Genomic DNA, 17,132 nt, shown 5'->3' with positions numbered 1-17,132 from the left:
TGGGCTATTCCTCACCTGCATTTAAATGCCGCCAGGATTCTGCAGTCGTTGGGGTAGTCAATGGGAGCTACCGATTAATAGTTGCGTAGTTTAAGTTTTAAACATCTGTTGCGTTTTTTTAAATCTTCACCTCCTCGCGATAGCTTGCTTGAATACCTCTCTAGCAGGCCTAACATGAGCATTATTATCTTTACAACAATCGAGTCTGACGTGCTTTGTCTGTAGAGCCTGTGCCACGTATAAGAAGGGCTAAAGATTTAAGTATGCTGACCCAACAGAAAACACCCGCTTCTATAGAGACTGATATTTAAATCTATAACCGACACCCTCAGTAGACCCTGTTCAACCCCGACAAAGTGCCTTCCGATCAAAACGCTTGGCGAGTGTCAGAAGGCACCGCTCTTATAGCCGGCAGAAACAGTGCGGGCACTCCTCGTCTCCGGCACCCGAACTGTTAACTTAAAGTATATAACCTATCCCGGCGAGTGCGTCGTCAGCGTTGATCAAACGAATCAACTTACGCTGAATTTTGAAAGTGTCACTAACGCGCTCAAGCTCGTAGACGATGTCCGCGCTGTAATGTTTGAGCGAGTCCTTACGGAACTCGCGCACGTTTTGCGCGCAACGGACCGTCACTTTTTCATCGCTTTCGAACAGCACACGAAAACGTGACAGGGTGCGCACGGTACGCGGCTGCGGGCTGGTGGAAATCGAATCACCTCCGGTCAGACGCTGGATTCGTAACTGACGCATGTGATGATCGTCATAGGCGTAGTTGAGGGTGTTTTCGAAGTCTTCTTCCTTGGGATTGATCGGGATAATGTAAGTACCCTTTTCGTTCCACAGGCTCAACCAGGTGCCGAATTCGCCATGGTCGAGCATGTCGCCTTCAGCCCAGATAAAAGCGGTGACTTGGTTCAGTAATTGCAGGTTCATTTACTTAGTCTCTGCCGTCATCATCTTTTTCCACTGCTGGTAAGCAGCTCGCATGCCGGTCTCGGCGCTTACGTCGCTGACCAGCCCGTCTTCGGTCGGTATCTCACCCGGCAGGCCACGGTTCAACATGATCCACAGGTCTTCGCCAGCACTGGCGCCTTTCTGCACACGCTCCCAGGCTTCGGAATCGTCCGGAGTACCAAAGCCCATCGGACCCTGGAAGTGCTCATGCAAACGCAGGCGGTAGCGGTTGGCTATAGCAGGGCCGCCGTCCATGGTGATTACCGAGTGATGAATTTCTGTCTCTGTCACCGATATCGGTTGCAGCGCGCGGAAAAACGCCATGGAACAGGCAACGTTGGGGAACAGGTTAAGATTGAAACCCGAGCCACCGACAGCACGAACAATACGGCGCACTTGCTGCTCTTCGATACCGTCTTCGCGCAATTGCGCAGCAAGCTCCTCGAAGCGCTCCGGAATCGGTTTGTCGAGATCGGCTTCAAGATCCACCAGGTCGGGGATCATCACCATTACGCTGTGCCCGTTACCAAGGTCTTCGACGTAACCCGGCCCTTCAACGAAGTCGAACAGTTTGAGGGTTTGCTCATCAACCGATGCCAGGAACGACTTGTGCACCAGCGGGAAGTGGTAAGCGTCTGTGGTATTTTCCAACTGGATTTTCCAGTTGCCCGGAAAGCGGAAACGGTGCTCGCCTGGGACCTTGATCGGGTAACCGGCGCCCTGTTTCATGAACAGGTCGATCCATTTCTTGGCAGGCCCGAGGAAGTCGACCAGTGGTTCGATGTCATCCTTGAGAGTGGCAAACAGCATGCCCGCATATTCTTCAACACGCAGGCTGACCAGAGGCAGCTCGCCCTTATCCAGGCAATCACCGTAGCTTTCAGGGCTCGGCACACCACGCAGTGAACCATCCAGCGCGTAACTCCAGCCGTGATATGGGCAGACAAAGCTGTTGGTCTTGCCCTTCTTGTGTTCGCATACCGTAGCGCCGCGATGGCGGCAGCGGTTGAGGTGCACATGGACCTGTTTCTTGCGGTCGCGCACCACGATCACCGGCTGCTTACCGATGTAGGTGCTTTTGTAGCTGCCCGCCTCCGGGATCTCGCTGACGTGCGCGACCCAGACCCAGGTACTGTAGAAAATCTTTTCCAGTTCCATGTCAAACAGCTTGGCGTCGGTGTACAACGAGGTGTGCACGCGGTCGTGCTTGATCAAGCTTGCGGGTTCCATATCAAGCCCGACAACGTTAATTAAATCACTCACAATTAATTACCTTTCTATCGCAATGTGACGAGAGTTATTTTGAAATAACCTTAAGCCCGCACCCACAACTCATCAACCGCCGACCGCGAGAGATTTATTGTTTTAAAGACAACAAGCGTCAGGCCACCTGGATCAAGCTTAACGGTGGTGTAGGCATGGCCTATATCATTTGATCCCGGACGAGTCGGCTTTCCTGAAGCGTCCCTTGATTATCCCGTAGAGAAACAAGACAACCAGAAGTAATGGAGTGCCATTGACCCAGGCAGATTCACTGCCCGTCAGCATGCCGTAATTGTCGTAGATGAGATAAACGGCAGTACTAAGCCCAGCCAGTGCGATGAGTGGGCTGAGTAACGTTTTAAAATACCGTTTATCGTTGGCTTTTTTGAAGTGAACGACGACCCCCAATGTGACAAATGTCTGAAGCCCTATCAATCCAAGCGTCGACAATGCCACCGTTACGGGAAACAAAAATACAAAGGCGTCATAGCCCAGGGAGGAAGAGACGATAATGGTCAGTGCAACGAGCACGGTCACAAGCAAACTTGCATTGGCTGGAGATTTTTTCGTTTCATGAACATGTGAAAGAACATTCGGCAAGTGCCTGTCTTTGGCCAAAACTTGAACATACCGCGTCGCAGCATTATGCAGTGACAACAAACAGCAAAAGTTGCTGGTGCACAGCATGAGAGAAACAATTGTCGCCATCGTGCTACCCAAACGAGTCGTGAACAAATTAATGACCAACCCGCCCTTCGCTATTGCTGCCTCGTCCTTGATGGAGTCAAACCCAACCTCACCGATGATCAGCCAGATAATGATCAAATAGGCGACGCCTACCAAAACGACCGCCAAACGAGTGGCATGCGGAATGGTTTTTGCTGGCTTCCTGGCTTCCATCGCATAAAGCGCGGCGGACTCAACACCGAGGAATGATGCCAGCGCCACCATGAGCCCAACCCCCAGCCCCGGCAGCATTATTGCGTCTACCGAGATGGCTTGAACCGGGAAGGCGTTAAGACCTTTATCCAAGAATATGGAAATACCCAGTAGAAAAAGCACAAAGAACTCTGCAAGCACCAAAGGCACGAGGATCTTTGCGGCAAAATCAATATTCGCCCGACCCAGGTAACAGATCGCCCCCACGTATAAGACGGTCCATGCTGCCCAGCCGATATCAATACCAAACCCTTGCATGGTCATATTCGTGTAATACCCGGACGCCACGGCAATCGCCGTGGTAATCGCCAGATAAGAGGCTAAGGCAACCCATGCCGCCCCCGCTCCTACGCCCCGTCCAAAGATCACCGTGAGGTACTTGTAAAATGCGCCGGCCCCCGGGATCGCCCGGATTAACTCGCCATACCCTATCGAGAAAAAAATCATCAGAATTCCTGCCAGCAGGAATGCTCCGGCAAGGCCAGCGCCATTACCGTGCTCAAAAGCAATGGGGGCTGCGGTAAGAACGGCCCCTAACGGTCCTGCGGCTGCAATCACCAATAACGCGATTTTATAAGCACTTAGATTACCTTCTAATTGCTGGCCGCCTGCAGGCACATCTGCAGATAGGGGCTCGGATAGCTCTGTCATCCCAATTCTCCACTCTAATTATTTTATGAATAACGGAAATAAATCGATGCAGCAGCGTCCTTGCGGACCAACGCGAGCGCTCCTCAAGCGCAAGCGATACCTGCCCGCTGCCCCTGAAAACCGCAGCCTGGCCATTCTTTATATCGCTCTTCACTCGTTGCCGAGTTCATCAAACTCTTATCTTGCCAAAAGGCGGGCACTCAGAAACTCAAACCAATCACTTGTCTTCGATGACACGATTCATGACGCCTATTCAACGAGGCATCAATGTGCAATGTATATTCCTGGCCTTGGCAAGCGGATTGAATCTGGTTCAAGCGTATCCTTCTAATTGTCGGCGCGATGTAGATTGCGCATCACATGTAGCCGGCTTCATAGGGGTATACGGCCTACCGGTATCCTTGCAGTACTTCGCCGCGAAAACGATGACACCGTAAGCGACATTCGTTGTAAAAATTGCAACGCTGCAACCTTTTGAGTGACATCCCTGATCAGGTCCTTGGTCGCCCGAGAAGGAACTGAGTCACTTTTTGCTTGCACCGCCTGCTGATTGCACCGCCTGACCCGCGTGCTTGCTGCGCTCGATGACGAACGCTGATTTATTCAAAGGAACGCGCCAGCAATGGCACATAGACGTGCGTCGTCACCCTTTGCTCCGATGAGTTGCAGGCTGGTTTTAATGGAGGAACCCGGATAGGGAATTGGCACACTCAATGCCGGGTGCCCGCTCAAGTTGAACGGCCTGAGGAAGCGCGTCAGATCGATCACCGATTCACCCTTGCATACATCAACCAATAGCGGTGGCAGACGAGGCAAACTCGGAAGGACGAGTGTATCGAAGCGTTCCAGCAAATGGTCTACTTGTTCGCTGAATGCCATGCGCACCGCATGCGCAGCTTGTACGGCTACGGCATCAGTGTTGGCCGCACGCAGTAACCTCGCCTCAATATCGGCACCCAGTAAAGCCTGGCCGGTGTAATGACCATAGGCAGCCCACGTTTCAGCATTAATGACGGTCAATGCAGCTTCGAATGCCTGATCAAGAAGCGGCAGCGTGACGACTTCCCAGGCCCAGCCGCGACGATTCATCTCGTCCCGTATGGCTTGCTCAATCGCAGGATCGCAAGAGACATTGACTAAACCTACCCGGAATTTCCCGAGAGGCTTATGCGCCGAGAAAGTTGAGTCCATTGAAGTCATCGCAGCCACGAGCGTCTCGAGATCACGAGCCATGGGTCCTACAACATCAAGAGAACTGGAAGCCGGATACACACCGTGACGACTCAAACGACCGAACGATGGCTTGAGACCCAAGACCCCACAGCAGGCAGCCGGCATGCGCACAGAACCTCCTGTATCAGTACCCAATGCCACATCCACATTTCCCTGAGCAACGATGACCGCTGAGCCACTGGAAGAGCCACCAGGTATCCGATCCGGTGCCTGTGGATTAATTGGCGTTCCAGCCCACTCGTTGATACCGGTCACACCGAAAGCCAGCTCATGCAGCACAGTCTTGCCAATGATTTGCCAACCATCGTCGAGAAGCGCCTTCACAACAGTTGCATGGTTTTGGGCTGGCGGGGCGTGTTCGAAAGCACGACTCCCACACCGTGTTGGCCAACCTGCCACATCCAAAGAATCCTTGATGGCGACCGTCCGACCTGGCCCCCCGATGCAACCTTCAATGACCAGCGGGATCACAGTGACGCCCCCTGGACATTCTCGAGACGAAAGGCATCAACGCGTTCAGTTGAAAAAGAGGAGATGCGCCAGGCGTCTGCCTCCCAGAGAAATTCCACGCTGAGGGCGGCGACAATTGATCCTGATTGGCCAGACTCGTAGCGACTGAGTTGCTGCATTACCCATCGGCCTTTGGCTTGAAAACCATCGACAGATATCTGCTCACCGGAAAGAAAGTGCATATTTGACAGAAAGTGCGGAGCCGGTGGCAGGTAACTCATGAGCATCTCCACTATCGCTTTGCGTCCGCGTACACGACCAAACTTAAGGGCATACCGAGATCCGACCCCCTGCCAAACTGCGTCCTGGCAGAACAATTGGCCCAGCTCGCTTTCACGTGTTTCAGGCCCGGGAACGTCGCACAAAAACATATACCGATTCAGTAAATGGCGAACCGCAGATTCGGCCTCAAGTACCCGAATACGCTCTTCCAGCAGGGAAATGTCAGAAATGGGGGAAATCATGAAAAGGCTCCTGTCGAATCTGCAAAAACAAGACAAGGAAATTACTGACATAGAAATCGGGCCACAATCACAGCAACCAGGGATCATGTTGCTTTTTAGGCAATGATGTTGATCGGAGCTTGACCGGAATAGCCGCTATACCCTGCTAGCGCAAGCGTTGTCATTACCACAACAAGTGTCGCCTCGAATGTCATCGAGTTCAAAAAAACGAACTGTAGGATAAGCGTGGTCTGTTACCTAGTTTAGCTTGAGCGCCAGAACTCATGCCGAATGCTCCAAGGCGGATTTGGAGCAGTTAAGCGCCGAAAAAAGCGCATAACCGTCATGGCTCACCCGATTATTCGAAGGCCCTGCGATTTGGACCGTTCGATTCAGAATGACAACGGCGTTGAAGGTTAGAGCCCAACCGGTCAGATCACGTCCCCGCTGAGAAAGGTTCGTATCAGCGGCAAGAGCAGTATTTCAAAATGAGCATCAACGACTATGCACAACTTACCAAATATTGATTTCATTTACCTCTCCGAACCGGACATGATTCAGGCGGGCGTCACCAATATGGCAGCCTGCGTTGACACGATGGAAGAAATGTTTTCCCTGATGTACCACGGCGACTACCGGATGGCAGGTCCCAATAACAATTCCCACGGATCTGTGGTGGTATTTCCCGAAGACTCACCTTTTCCGGACATGCCCAAACCCACCCCCGATCGACGCTTCATGGCGATGCCTGCGTACCTTGGCGGTCAATTTCGAACAGCCGGGATGAAATGGTACGGATCCAACATCGCGAATAGAGAGAAGGGCCTCCCCCGCTCCATCCTTCTGTTCGTACTCAACGATGCCGATACGGGCGCTCCTCTGGCAATCATGTCAGCGAATCTTCTTTCTGCTTATCGAACAGGCGCCGTGCCTGGCGTAGGCGCCCGCCATCTGGCCAAAAAGAATTCGAAGGTGGTTGGCATCCTGGGTCCAGGTGTGATGGCGAAGACCTCACTTTCGGCATTCGTTGCCGAATGTCCTGAGATTGACACAGTTAAAGTCAAGGGACGCGGCCAAAAAAATATCGATGCGTTTACATCGTGGGTTCGTGAGACTTTTCCGCAGATTGTCAACATTCATGTGGTTGACACCAACGAAGCTGTGGTACGCGACTGTGACATCGTCACATTCTGCAATTCCGGAGCAATTGGTGATGCCTCTGCCTACCCTGTGGTGAAGCGTGAATGGGTAAGCCCTGGTACGTTTCTGTCCATGCCCGCCTTGACGAGTATCGATGAAGGCATGCAGTCACCCGACATCCGCAAGGTTCTGGACAATCCTTCTCTCTACCAGGCATGGCATGAAGAAAATCCCAAGCCAGTGCACAACATCGTGCCAGTAGTGGGCATCCAATTCCTGGATCTGATAGACGAAGGAAAAATGTCACCTGACCAGCTCGAGGATCTGGGCAAGATTGTTGTCGGTGAAGCACCTGGACGCAAAAACGACGATGAAATCATCATCATGTCGGTCGGCGGTATGCCGGTAGAAGACGTTGCGTGGGGCACCGTGATTTATCGCAACGCCTGCGAAAAAGGCATAGGCGTCAAACTTAATCTCTGGGAAACCCCAACGCTAAGTTGATCCCGCACGGCCACCGCGCCTTCTGAGTTTTCATTGAATATCGGACACTCCACATGAAAGAAGTTATCGACGTTATTAAAGTTAAAACCGGATCCAAATTTGAGGAGCTGGGTAGCTATTCGCGCCTCATCGCCGTCGGCGATCTGATTTTCGTATCCAATACCGCCGGCCGCAATCCCGCCACGAAGGAAATGCCCGAAGACCCGGCTGAGCAGACCCTTCAAGTCTTGGCCAATATAGAACATGCCCTTTCGGCCGTTGACGCTTCGCTTGGCGATATCGTTGCCGCGCGCGTGTTCATACCGTTTGCGAAGGACATAGATATCGTAATGGCTACATACGCAGAAAAAATGCGCGGTATTAATCCAACGCTGACGCTGACCAGCCCTCCTCTGGGATCTGAGATATACAAAGTTGAAATTGAAGTCACCGCCTATCGCGGGGTCTCAAAGGCCAATGTCAAAGAAATCACGATTACTCATAACAATACGTGACACTTAGCAGCCTCAGGGCGTAGCGATTCAGTGCACTTTCGATAACGTATACAGTATCAAGGACAAGAAACTTGGCCCCCTCTATCTCTCCCGTTCAGACCTCTGTCGTTCTTCCTGCCGCCACGACAGTGGTGGTGATCGGAGGGGGCATTATCGGACTCACTGCGGCATTGTCGCTGGCAGAACGTGGCATCCCCGTCACAGTACTTGAAAAGGGCCGAATTGCTGGCGAACAATCCTCCCGAAATCTGGGGTGGATCAGGAAAATGGGGCGGGCCAAACTGGACCTCCCTCTTTCAATCGCCGCAGAAAAACTATGGAGCACCATGGCACAACGGCTCAATGCCGATGTTGGCTACAGACAGACCGGTATTTTGTATACCGCCAGCTCAGCCGGGGAAATGGCTTCACATCAAGAATGGTTGAACTCAGTCGCTGATGCCTCGCTCGACTCACGCCTGGTCACGGCGAGAGAAATCGCTGATATTTCTCCAGGGGGCACCGTCGATTGGGCAGGCGGAATTTATACAGCCTCTGATGGCCGAGCAGAACCTACTCTTGCCAGCAGTGCCATCGCACGGGCGGCTATCGCTAAAGGCGTTATCATCGTGGAGAACTGCGCGGTGCGAACGCTATCCATGTCGGCAGGCAGAGTAAGCGGTGTTGTAACCGAGCGGGGGGAAGTGCGTTGCGATAACGTAATCCTTTCCGGCGGCATGTGGTCGAGACGCTTTCTGGCTACCTGCGGTGTTCCCCTCTTGACGTTACCGGTAGTCGCCTCAGTCCTTCGAACGGCTCCTCTGACGATAGAGGGAATGACTGAAGTCGCAGTAGGCACTCCAGATATCTCTTTTCGCAAACACCAGGACGGCGGATACATCATTACGAACCGGGGAGCTTTCATGGTGCCGATCGTACCTGACAGCTTGCTGATCGGGCATCACTACTTTTCCACACTGCGTTCTCAATGGAAAAACATGAATCTTTCCCTGGGACGAGAGTTCATGACAGAACTGGCCCTGTCGCGACGCAGTTCTGACCAAGGTACCTCTGCTTTCGAGCAGAGACGGACAATAGACCCAAACGTCAATCACGGACTGAATCGGGCTGCATTACGCAATCTCACTGAAGCTTGGCCCGCTTTTAAAAAAGCCACCATAGAACTCGAATGGGCTGGCATGATCGATGTAACGCCGGACGGCCTCCCAGTGATATCCCCCGTAGATAAAATTCCGGGTTTGACGCTTGCTTCCGGATTCTCAGGGCATGGTTTTGGCACCTCTCCAGCAGCCGGACAACTGGTCGCTGATCTCGTCACTGGCGACACCCCCATAGTTAATCCCGCACCGTATCACCTCAAGCGCCAGCACAGCTGATCAAGCCAGAAAATCAGGGGTACCTCAGCAATCAAGAGTCCTATAGAAAGCTAACTATGCAACCTAGAACCGCAAATTTCGGCGCAGACAGAAAAACCTTCTTAGATCAAAAAGCTATAAAAATATTGTAGGTCACTGACCAAAAAAACTAGCCCACAGTATTGCTTCCCGGCATTCACTAGCATAGATTCATCAACATAATAAAAAACTTGATGATGCGAACCGTGCGAGGCACCCATGATGAATTCCCAAACTGAGCTTCAAGATCAACGCTTCAAGTATCTGTATTTGAGCTCCAGACTGGGAACCATGCGCGCGGCGGCCGAAGAGCTGGAGCTCGCCGTCTCCTCCATCAGTCGCCAGATTGCGAAACTGGAGTCCGATCTAGGTATTCAGCTCATACAAGAAGGTACTCACAGGATCTGCCTGACCGCCGCAGGTCAGGCTGCAGTTGATTATTATGTTGAGCGTATGGGTCATCACAATCAACTTTTGAAAAAACTCGGCCAACTCAAAGAAGGATATTTAAATAGAACCAGCATTGCGGTGGGCGAAGGACTACTTAGTACTCAGGCCATAGGTGAGCTTTATCAATTTTTCAAAGCTAACCGACAATCGCACACTGAGCTGTTGATTGCGCCCTCTCACGAAGTTGAGCGAATGGTCGCTGAAGACGAAGCAGACATAGGATTGGTGTTTTCCCCTACCAAGACCACCAACATCAATAGGCTCCATTCTTTCGATCAACCCATGAGAGCTATTGTCCACCCCGACCATTCGCTGGCGGGCAGATCGATACTCAGTCTTCAAGACCTGGCTGACGAAGATATTGTTCTACCCCCGCCTGAGTACCGGATCAGAGGAATTATTGATCAGTTGCAAAGTGAAAGCAGCGCTCACTTCCAGCCTTACATTACTTCAAACTCACTGAAGATAATGTTGGACCTCACGCGCAATGGCATAGCCTCGACAATACTCAGTGACTTTCCCGTCATTGATGAGTTATGCAACGGCACATTAAAAGCTATTCCTATCGATTATCACGCATTGAATGTAACACAAGTACAAATTATTTCGCGCCAATCCAGGAAGCTGTCCCCTCTTTCGCGTGATTTGGTGCATTACTTGGCAATGGCGATAAACGCACAGATTCGGCGCATTCGTGACTGCACCAGCAGAAATCCCAATAAGATTTTCTTGGTTCGGAAAAATGCCATAGCTACGGCAGTTGACTAGCCTCTTTTTTCTGAGCGATGTTTTCCATGATTCTCCATATGATGGATTTAGCGTCTTGAACTATTCGCTCATAATTCTGCGCATCCGGCCAATCCACCATGTAAAGCACCATAATGCCATCGATGTGTAACAGCACCTGGGTTGCGACCCGCTTGATGGTCTCACGCGATGCATCAGGGTAAACCCTGGTAAGGATTGTCGAAAATTTTCGCCTATTGACTCTGTACAGTTTACGCTGAAAAAGGCGCGCCTCTACATCCCGGAGTGCCATCCCCCAGAGCTCGACGAAGATAGCTGTAACATCCAGTCGCATGAGATCGCTAAACAAATAATCCAACACAGCACACATCTGTTGTTCGGGACTATTATAGGACTCCATCATGATGAGTTTATAATTTTTCAGATAGTCATTTACGGTATACCTGACCATCTCCAAAAATAGTTGATCTTTGGTCGGAAAAAAATATTGAAGATGACTCAGCGACATATCGACTTTTTTAGCCACGCTTCTCATACTGAATCCAGCATTTCCCGAGTCGAGAAATACCATCCTTGCCTCGACCAAAATAGCCGTACGTTTCTCTTCAGTCTTTTGATTGTTTTTAGCAACCCTCATTGAGAATTTCCTTTTTACCTAAAAATTTTGCAGAAATTATACAACACTCTTAATTCGCCTTAAAGACCATACTTGCTTGTATTCCATACAGGCCAGATATACCTGCCCGGTCAGATGAACTACTGTTTTACCCGATATCGTCATCGTCTCAGCTTAGTGCAGTCATGGTCCACGACCTAGGGCACGATCAGCAAAAACCAATCCGCCCTACACGCAAGTGAGACATTGGACGCACCACCTGGATGATTCGCCTTTGTTGCAGCAAGGGCAACAATAGGTACCTCTGCTGTCATTGTCCAACTCGTGACGGTGCGGGATATTAATTTCCTTTATATTCCGCTAGTACGATAGCGGCCCCTGAAACAATAACAATGGGCATTCGATCATGACATTGGCAAATAACTACGAACACCTCACCTCTGGGGCTAAATCCAGGATCGGCAAACGTACCCAAATCTTCATTAATGGTGAGTTCAGGGACCCGCATTCAGAAAAATACTTTTCTATCGCCGATCCTAGTAACGGTCTTGAATTAGGTCAAATCGCACAGGCAGACCAATTTGACGTCGACCTGGCAGTGGCCGCTGCACGCAAGGCATTTGAAGACAGCGCCTGGTCCAGAATGAGACCCTATCAACGTGAAGCTTTGATGCTGCGGCTCGCTGATTTGATTGCGGAAAATGCTCAGGAGCTTTCTGAACTCGAGACGCTCAGCAGTGGCCGCCTTATTCGAAACACTCGCGCATTCGATGCGGACCTGTCGGTTTATACGCTGCGTTATATGGCCGGGTGGTCCACCAAAATCTCTGGAAAAACCCTGGATCTGTCCGTTCCTTACCTGCCGGATCAAAAATTCTTTGGTTTCACAAAACGATCGCCACTGGGTGTCGTCGCAGCAATTACCCCGTGGAACGTTCCGCTTTGCCAAGCGGTCTGGAAATTGGCACCTGTTCTTGCAACAGGGTGCACTGTTGTTCTCAAGCCCGCTGAGCAAACCCCGTTCACTACTTTGCGCCTGGCGGAGCTGTGTAATGAAGCTGGCATTCCACCTGGAGTTGTCAATGTCATTACCGGCCTAGGTCATGAAGTAGGTGCGGCGCTTGTTGAGCACCCTGGCGTGGACAAGATAAGTTTTACAGGCTCGACTGAGACAGGGAAACGAATCGCCGCAATAGCAGCGCCCCTGATGAAAAAATACACGCTTGAACTCGGCGGTAAGTCACCGGTCGTCATCGCCGAAGATGCCGATCTGAACATCGCTATTCCCGGCGCTGCCTGGGCTATTTTCGGCAATCATGGTCAAAACTGCTGCGCAGGTTCTCGGCTGTACGTCCACGAACGCCACTACGCCGAAGTCACTGCTGGAGTCGCTGAAATCGCACGGACCATCAAAATTGGCCCGGGTCTGGATTTAAGTTCGCAGATGGGTCCACTCGTTCATCACGCCCACCGCGACAAGGTGATGAGCATGATCCACCAGGGCCTTGAGTCCGGTGCAGAATTACTGTGTGGGGGCGAAACGATCAACAGCCCTGGCGCTTATATTCAGCCTACCATTTTGACCGACCTTACAAACAACAGCATCACATCCCAAAAGGAGATTTTTGGGCCGGTGCTAACAGCCTTTTCCTTCAAGGACGACCGTGAGGTTATCCAGCGCGCCAATGCGACCTCATTTGGTTTGGGGGCCAGTATCTGGACCAAAAACGTTGATCGGATCACGAGCTTCTTCGGCGGCGTGAAAGCAGGCACTATCTGGATCAATAACCACAATGTGCTGGATCTCAGTCTCCCCTTCGGCGGCATGAAGGATTCAGGCGCAGGTCATGAATTGGGTGAAGAAGGCTTACTCGCCCATACGTCACTCAAGGCCGGTGTTATGCGTGTTTTTGATCAGGCTGAATGAAGATTGGCGACCTTTTTTAAACCATCAATATGAATTGTCTTCCCGCGTGCGTACAGGTATTACCCGATGAATGAACTCCTAAACGTAGTCGTGCTTAAACGAGTGCTGCAAGGTGATGATGTGGTCGTCATCGAGCTGGCGCGGGCAGACCGCGGCAATTTACCGACCTTTGAGGCCGGTGCCCATATTGATGTGCACCTACCCTCAAATGTGATCCGCCAATATTCGTTGTGCGGCGATCCCGCTGACGCAGGCATTTATCGCCTTGGGGTATTGAGAGATCCTCAATCCAGGGGCGGGTCCATTGCAGTCCATCAGGAATTACTTGAAGGCGTAAAGGTAAACATAAGCCTGCCTCGTAACCATTTCCCGCTGGACTTGAATGCCGAACGTTCAATCCTGCTCGGAGGGGGTATTGGCATCACACCGATGCTGGCCATGGCCTATGCGCTTGAAGCCAGGGGCAAGGCGTTTGAAATGCATTATTGCGCACGCTCACGTAGCCGAAGTGCGTTTCTTGAAGAGTTGGAGCTCTCCGGATTTTCCCAAGCTGTCCAGCTGCACTTCGACGATGAACCTGAAAGCCAACTGGACCTCAAACGCGTATTAGGAGGCAGCCAGGACACGGCTCACATCTATACATGTGGACCGGGAGGTTTTATGAAGTGGGTTATCAATAATGCTCTCGAACTCGGCTACCCTGATGCACACATTCACCGCGAATACTTTCAGGCCGACATTGATACCAATGGGTCTGGTTTTGAGGTTGTGGCGGCGCGCAGCGGTAAAACCGTCAATGTCATGACCGGGCAGACCATTTATCAAGCACTGGCTGAAGTAGGTATTGATATCGAAATATCCTGCGAGCAGGGTGTTTGTGGCACATGCCTCTGTGATGTTTTAGAGGGTGAACCAGACCATCGCGATGTGTATCTCACTGCTGATGAAAAAGCGGCGAACGATACGATATTGGTATGCTGTTCACGATCAAAATCTCCACGATTGGTGCTGGACATATAACGTCAAAAGCGGTGCATCGCCGGCGTCATTTGCCTTGGCCGTCCTCAGCAATGTAATGACACACAGGCTATGGTGCAGGGATTGTCATGCGTTGCCGCTCAAGCAAACCCATTGAGCCCACCGGGATTTTTTTTGCCGTATCGGCGGTTCAAATCCCCCTGTCTTACACATGACTACTGCTCTGCGCCGGTTAGTGTTGGCGCTAGCCATTCGGCAGTTTCAATCCAGCGCTGCCTGACAACGTGCAGCTGAGAATTTTATGCTTAAGAATAACCTTCAGGGTTTATGGAAATATCGAGTGCCGTTGTTGGGCATATTCAGTATCGCGACTGCTCTTGTGCTGGCTTTTGCCTGGGCAGGAGGATTCTTAGGCACCGGCGTTACCACAAAAGAGTTTCTGGGTGACTCCCTAGATAATTTTCCACCAGGCTATCGACGGGCCCACGGTAAGGGTATGTGTTTCAGTGGGACTTTTCATGCGAGCGGCGAGGCCGTCCCTCTGTCGACCTCACGTATTTTTCTACCGGCCAACATCCCCGCCGTCGGGCGTTTTTCAATCGGCACCGTGGACCCGCATGCGGCGGACAATTCGACGGCGACCGTCAGCATGGCACTCATGCTGGTAGGCGACGACAAGTCACAGTGGCGAATGAAGCTCAACAACGAACCCTACTTCGCGACTCGGGATGCCGAGGGTTTCCTGGCGCAGGTCGAGGCCTTTGAACCGGTGGCTGCCACTGGACAACCAGCCCCGGACAAGGTGGCCGCGTTTTTTCAAAAATATCCAGAGGCTCGCAAGTCTGTAGAGCGAGAGGCGAACGCGACTTGGCCGGCCAGTTTTGCAGGAACCGAATATAATTCCATCAACGCCTTCGTACTCATTGCAGCGGATGGAAAACGTCAACCTGTGCGCTGGTCCATGCGCCCTCATGCGGCGGTAGAGATGTTGAGCAAAGAGGCTCATGCGCAAGCCAGTCATGACTTCCTGTTTAATGAAATAACTCAGCGTGTGGGTGTAGCACCCTTGTACTGGGATCTGGTATTCCAACTGGCCGAGGCGGGAGATCCGGTGAACGACCCTTCTCAACCATGGCCGAGCAACCGCAAGGAGGTAATCGCTGGGACGTTAGAGGTCAACCAGGTGGTAGAGCAAACTCATGGGGCATGTCGTGACATTAACTTTGACCCGACGCTTGTACCTTCAGGAATAGCGCTTTCAGACGATCCGGTGCTTGCAGCCCGTGCGGGTATTTACTCCCAGTCCTATAACGCCCGATTACGAGAAGTCGGTTTTGGTAAAGCCACTGACGCGGTTGGCAAAAAGGAAATCAAATAATGCATACCCAGCAGAAGCACACCGGTGTGCAAAGTTTCAACTTCGCGGCACGGCTTCTCCATTGGCTCATGGCTGTCCTTATCCTGGCTATGCTATTTATAGGTGTAGGCATGATGGCTTCTCTGAGCCTGCGTCCCTGGCTCATTGATCTTCATAGGCCTCTGGGAATCGCCATTCTTCTTTTGGCTACCCTGCGTCTAGGCAATCGGTTTTTAAGCACCACGCCGCCATTGCCTGCCAGCGTACCGTACTGGCAGGCAATGGCGGCGCATGTTTCGCATCTATTGCTCTACTTGCTGATGCTCTGCCTGCCACTGCTCGGTTGGGCGACGCTCTCTGCCGGAAATTGGCCTGTCACCATGTTCGCGGGCTGGAACCTTCCACCCATTGCTCCTGTCAGCTCCGCGCTTTACGCTTGGTTTCGGGCCGCACATGGGTTATTCGCCTGGGCTCTGTTTCTGCTTGTGTTAGGACATCTTTGCGCAGCGCTGATACATGCTTGGATATACCGCGACGGCGTCTTTTCCAGCATCACGCGTAAGGCTCGTGGTAAATAAATGACGCACATCAACATGGCCACGATCGATCTGAATCTTCTCAGGACTTTTGTGGCTATTTGGGAACACCGCAGCCTGACAATCGCGGCCGAACGCCTACACCTCAGCCAGCCCGCCGTCAGTCACGCACTGCGTCGACTACGCGATGTGTTTGACGATCCGCTGTTCGTACGAACAGCAACGTCGATGGAGCCGACTGACGCAGCTATTCGCCTGCACGGACCCATTGAACATGCGCTGATTATTATTCAAAGCGCATTAATGATGTTTTCGAACTTTGAACCGAAAACAGCGGATCGTACTTTTCGCATCTCCATGTCGGATATGTCGCAACTTTATGTGCTACCGACGGTGATGGAAGTGCTAGCGCGCGAGGCGCCGAAAGTACGCCTGGATGTGCGTCAAATGCCTATAGAGCAACTGGCTATGGCATTGCGCAAAGGTGATGTAGATATCGCGATAGGCTATCTGGTAGAACTTGGTGAAGAGTGCATCCACGAAAACTTGCTAGACGACGAATTCATTTGTCTGTTGCGCGACGGCCATCCTTTTCAGGAAGATGAATTGAGCGTTCAGGACATACTCGCCCTGCGCTATGTTGACGTTTCGAGCAATATTACCGGCCATGGCGTAACCGCCGATGCAGCATTCGGAAAGGCCGGCATTGCGCGCGAAATCGCTCTGAAAGTGCCTAACTTCACGATTGCCCCGAAAATCGTTGCCAACACTGATCTGGCATTGATTCTGCCGCGTGCCATTGCCATGCAGCTAAACCACGACCAGCGCTATCGGCTGCTGAGTCTGCCCATCGAATTGCCAGCCATCTCGGTGGGACTTTATTGCCATAGCCGTTTCCTATCGGATGCCGGGATAACCTGGCTGCGCGGGTTAATCATTAGTCTGTTTGCCTCCGGCAGCCATACTGGAGTTCATATCAAATGAGGCGTGCGA

The 17,132-nt window shown here is 51.8% G+C and carries 15 protein-coding genes; 9 read left to right on the top strand and 6 right to left on the bottom strand.

Annotated features, from left to right (window positions below):
• Positions 1–459 precede the first annotated feature (459 nt).
• The 5 genes from AB4O35_RS16885 to AB4O35_RS16865 all read right to left on the bottom strand — a co-directional run bounded on the left by AB4O35_RS16885 (position 460) and on the right by AB4O35_RS16865 (position 6,017).
• Positions 460–936 carry an aromatic-ring-hydroxylating dioxygenase subunit beta gene (locus tag AB4O35_RS16885; protein WP_065873522.1) on the bottom strand — a complete coding sequence of 159 codons (477 nt, stop codon included), beginning with the start codon at positions 934–936 and terminating at the stop codon, positions 460–462.
• Positions 937–2,220 carry an aromatic ring-hydroxylating oxygenase subunit alpha gene (locus AB4O35_RS16880; RefSeq protein WP_065873523.1) on the bottom strand — a complete coding sequence of 428 codons (1,284 nt, stop codon included), beginning with the start codon at positions 2,218–2,220 and terminating at the stop codon, positions 937–939. It abuts the gene before it with no gap.
• A 165-nt stretch (positions 2,221–2,385) separates the two neighbouring features.
• Complete coding sequence (locus tag AB4O35_RS16875) at positions 2,386–3,810, bottom strand: APC family permease (RefSeq protein ID WP_065873524.1); 1,425 nt, start codon at positions 3,808–3,810, stop codon at positions 2,386–2,388.
• Between the two features lie 603 nt (positions 3,811–4,413).
• Entirely contained in the window at positions 4,414–5,514 is a 1,101-nt protein-coding gene (locus AB4O35_RS16870; RefSeq protein ID WP_056858404.1) for an amidase, read from the bottom strand.
• A complete protein-coding gene (locus AB4O35_RS16865; protein ID WP_056858403.1) occupies positions 5,511–6,017 on the bottom strand; it encodes a nuclear transport factor 2 family protein in 507 nt (168 codons plus the stop codon). The genes AB4O35_RS16870 and AB4O35_RS16865 overlap by 4 nt, the downstream gene beginning before the upstream one ends.
• 483 nt (positions 6,018–6,500) lie before the next feature.
• Here AB4O35_RS16865 and AB4O35_RS16860 point away from each other — a divergent pair, with 483 nt between their 5' ends.
• The 4 genes from AB4O35_RS16860 to AB4O35_RS16845 all read left to right on the top strand — a co-directional run bounded on the left by AB4O35_RS16860 (position 6,501) and on the right by AB4O35_RS16845 (position 10,746).
• Entirely contained in the window at positions 6,501–7,640 is a 1,140-nt protein-coding gene (locus AB4O35_RS16860; RefSeq protein ID WP_003173918.1) for a tyramine oxidase subunit B, read from the top strand.
• A gap of 53 nt (positions 7,641–7,693) precedes the next feature.
• On the top strand, positions 7,694–8,134 hold the full coding sequence (locus AB4O35_RS16855; RefSeq protein ID WP_003232737.1) for a Rid family hydrolase: 441 nt from the start codon (positions 7,694–7,696) through the stop codon (positions 8,132–8,134).
• 71 nt (positions 8,135–8,205) lie between these two features.
• Entirely contained in the window at positions 8,206–9,510 is a 1,305-nt protein-coding gene (locus AB4O35_RS16850; RefSeq protein ID WP_065873525.1) for an NAD(P)/FAD-dependent oxidoreductase, read from the top strand.
• A gap of 237 nt (positions 9,511–9,747) precedes the next feature.
• Positions 9,748–10,746, top strand: a complete 999-nt coding sequence (locus tag AB4O35_RS16845; protein ID WP_236708818.1) for a LysR family transcriptional regulator — start codon at positions 9,748–9,750, stop codon at positions 10,744–10,746.
• Here AB4O35_RS16845 and AB4O35_RS16840 read toward each other — a convergent pair.
• On the bottom strand, positions 10,730–11,362 hold the full coding sequence (locus AB4O35_RS16840; RefSeq protein ID WP_015372130.1) for a TetR/AcrR family transcriptional regulator: 633 nt from the start codon (positions 11,360–11,362) through the stop codon (positions 10,730–10,732). The two genes, AB4O35_RS16845 and AB4O35_RS16840, sit on opposite strands and share 17 nt — an antisense overlap.
• A 385-nt stretch (positions 11,363–11,747) precedes the next feature.
• On the opposite strand from AB4O35_RS16840, the gene AB4O35_RS16835 reads away from it, so the two are divergent.
• From AB4O35_RS16835 to AB4O35_RS16815, 5 genes are all read left to right on the top strand, one after another.
• Positions 11,748–13,268, top strand: a complete 1,521-nt coding sequence (locus AB4O35_RS16835; RefSeq protein ID WP_065873526.1) for an aldehyde dehydrogenase family protein — start codon at positions 11,748–11,750, stop codon at positions 13,266–13,268.
• A 66-nt stretch (positions 13,269–13,334) separates the two neighbouring features.
• Positions 13,335–14,288, top strand: a complete 954-nt coding sequence (locus tag AB4O35_RS16830) for a PDR/VanB family oxidoreductase (RefSeq protein WP_015372132.1) — start codon at positions 13,335–13,337, stop codon at positions 14,286–14,288.
• 259 nt (positions 14,289–14,547) lie between these two features.
• Positions 14,548–15,624: a catalase family peroxidase gene (locus tag AB4O35_RS16825; protein WP_056858399.1), complete on the top strand. Its 1,077-nt coding sequence runs from the start codon at positions 14,548–14,550 to the stop codon at positions 15,622–15,624.
• Positions 15,624–16,181 (top strand): cytochrome b, encoded by a 558-nt coding sequence (locus tag AB4O35_RS16820; RefSeq protein WP_065873527.1) that lies wholly within the window; start codon positions 15,624–15,626, stop codon positions 16,179–16,181. The genes AB4O35_RS16825 and AB4O35_RS16820 overlap by 1 nt, the downstream gene beginning before the upstream one ends.
• Positions 16,182–17,123, top strand: coding sequence for a LysR family transcriptional regulator (locus AB4O35_RS16815; RefSeq protein WP_056858397.1), 942 nt, complete (start codon positions 16,182–16,184; stop codon positions 17,121–17,123).
• Positions 17,124–17,132: the final 9 nt, after the last annotated feature.

This window comes from Pseudomonas sp. H1_A03 (assembly GCF_054685145.1).
Note: the sequence above shows the minus strand (reverse complement) of the source record. Positions and strands in the feature narration are given on the sequence as shown.

Excerpts from the sequence above, each read along its gene's own strand:
- AB4O35_RS16885 (WP_065873522.1), bottom strand. The coding sequence starts at position 936 with ATGAACCTGCAATTACTGAACCAAGTCACCGCTTTTATCTGGGCTGAA.
- AB4O35_RS16875 (WP_065873524.1), bottom strand. The coding sequence starts at position 3,810 with ATGACAGAGCTATCCGAGCCCCTATCTGCAGATGTGCCTGCAGGCGGC.
- AB4O35_RS16865 (WP_056858403.1), bottom strand. The coding sequence starts at position 6,017 with ATGATTTCCCCCATTTCTGACATTTCCCTGCTGGAAGAGCGTATTCGG.
- AB4O35_RS16860 (WP_003173918.1), top strand. The coding sequence starts at position 6,501 with ATGCACAACTTACCAAATATTGATTTCATTTACCTCTCCGAACCGGAC.
- AB4O35_RS16855 (WP_003232737.1), top strand. The coding sequence starts at position 7,694 with ATGAAAGAAGTTATCGACGTTATTAAAGTTAAAACCGGATCCAAATTT.
- AB4O35_RS16845 (WP_236708818.1), top strand. The coding sequence starts at position 9,748 with ATGATGAATTCCCAAACTGAGCTTCAAGATCAACGCTTCAAGTATCTG.
- AB4O35_RS16840 (WP_015372130.1), bottom strand. The coding sequence starts at position 11,362 with ATGAGGGTTGCTAAAAACAATCAAAAGACTGAAGAGAAACGTACGGCT.
- AB4O35_RS16835 (WP_065873526.1), top strand. The coding sequence starts at position 11,748 with ATGACATTGGCAAATAACTACGAACACCTCACCTCTGGGGCTAAATCC.
- AB4O35_RS16830 (WP_015372132.1), top strand. The coding sequence starts at position 13,335 with ATGAATGAACTCCTAAACGTAGTCGTGCTTAAACGAGTGCTGCAAGGT.
- AB4O35_RS16825 (WP_056858399.1), top strand. The coding sequence starts at position 14,548 with ATGCTTAAGAATAACCTTCAGGGTTTATGGAAATATCGAGTGCCGTTG.
- AB4O35_RS16820 (WP_065873527.1), top strand. The coding sequence starts at position 15,624 with ATGCATACCCAGCAGAAGCACACCGGTGTGCAAAGTTTCAACTTCGCG.
- AB4O35_RS16815 (WP_056858397.1), top strand. The coding sequence starts at position 16,182 with ATGACGCACATCAACATGGCCACGATCGATCTGAATCTTCTCAGGACT.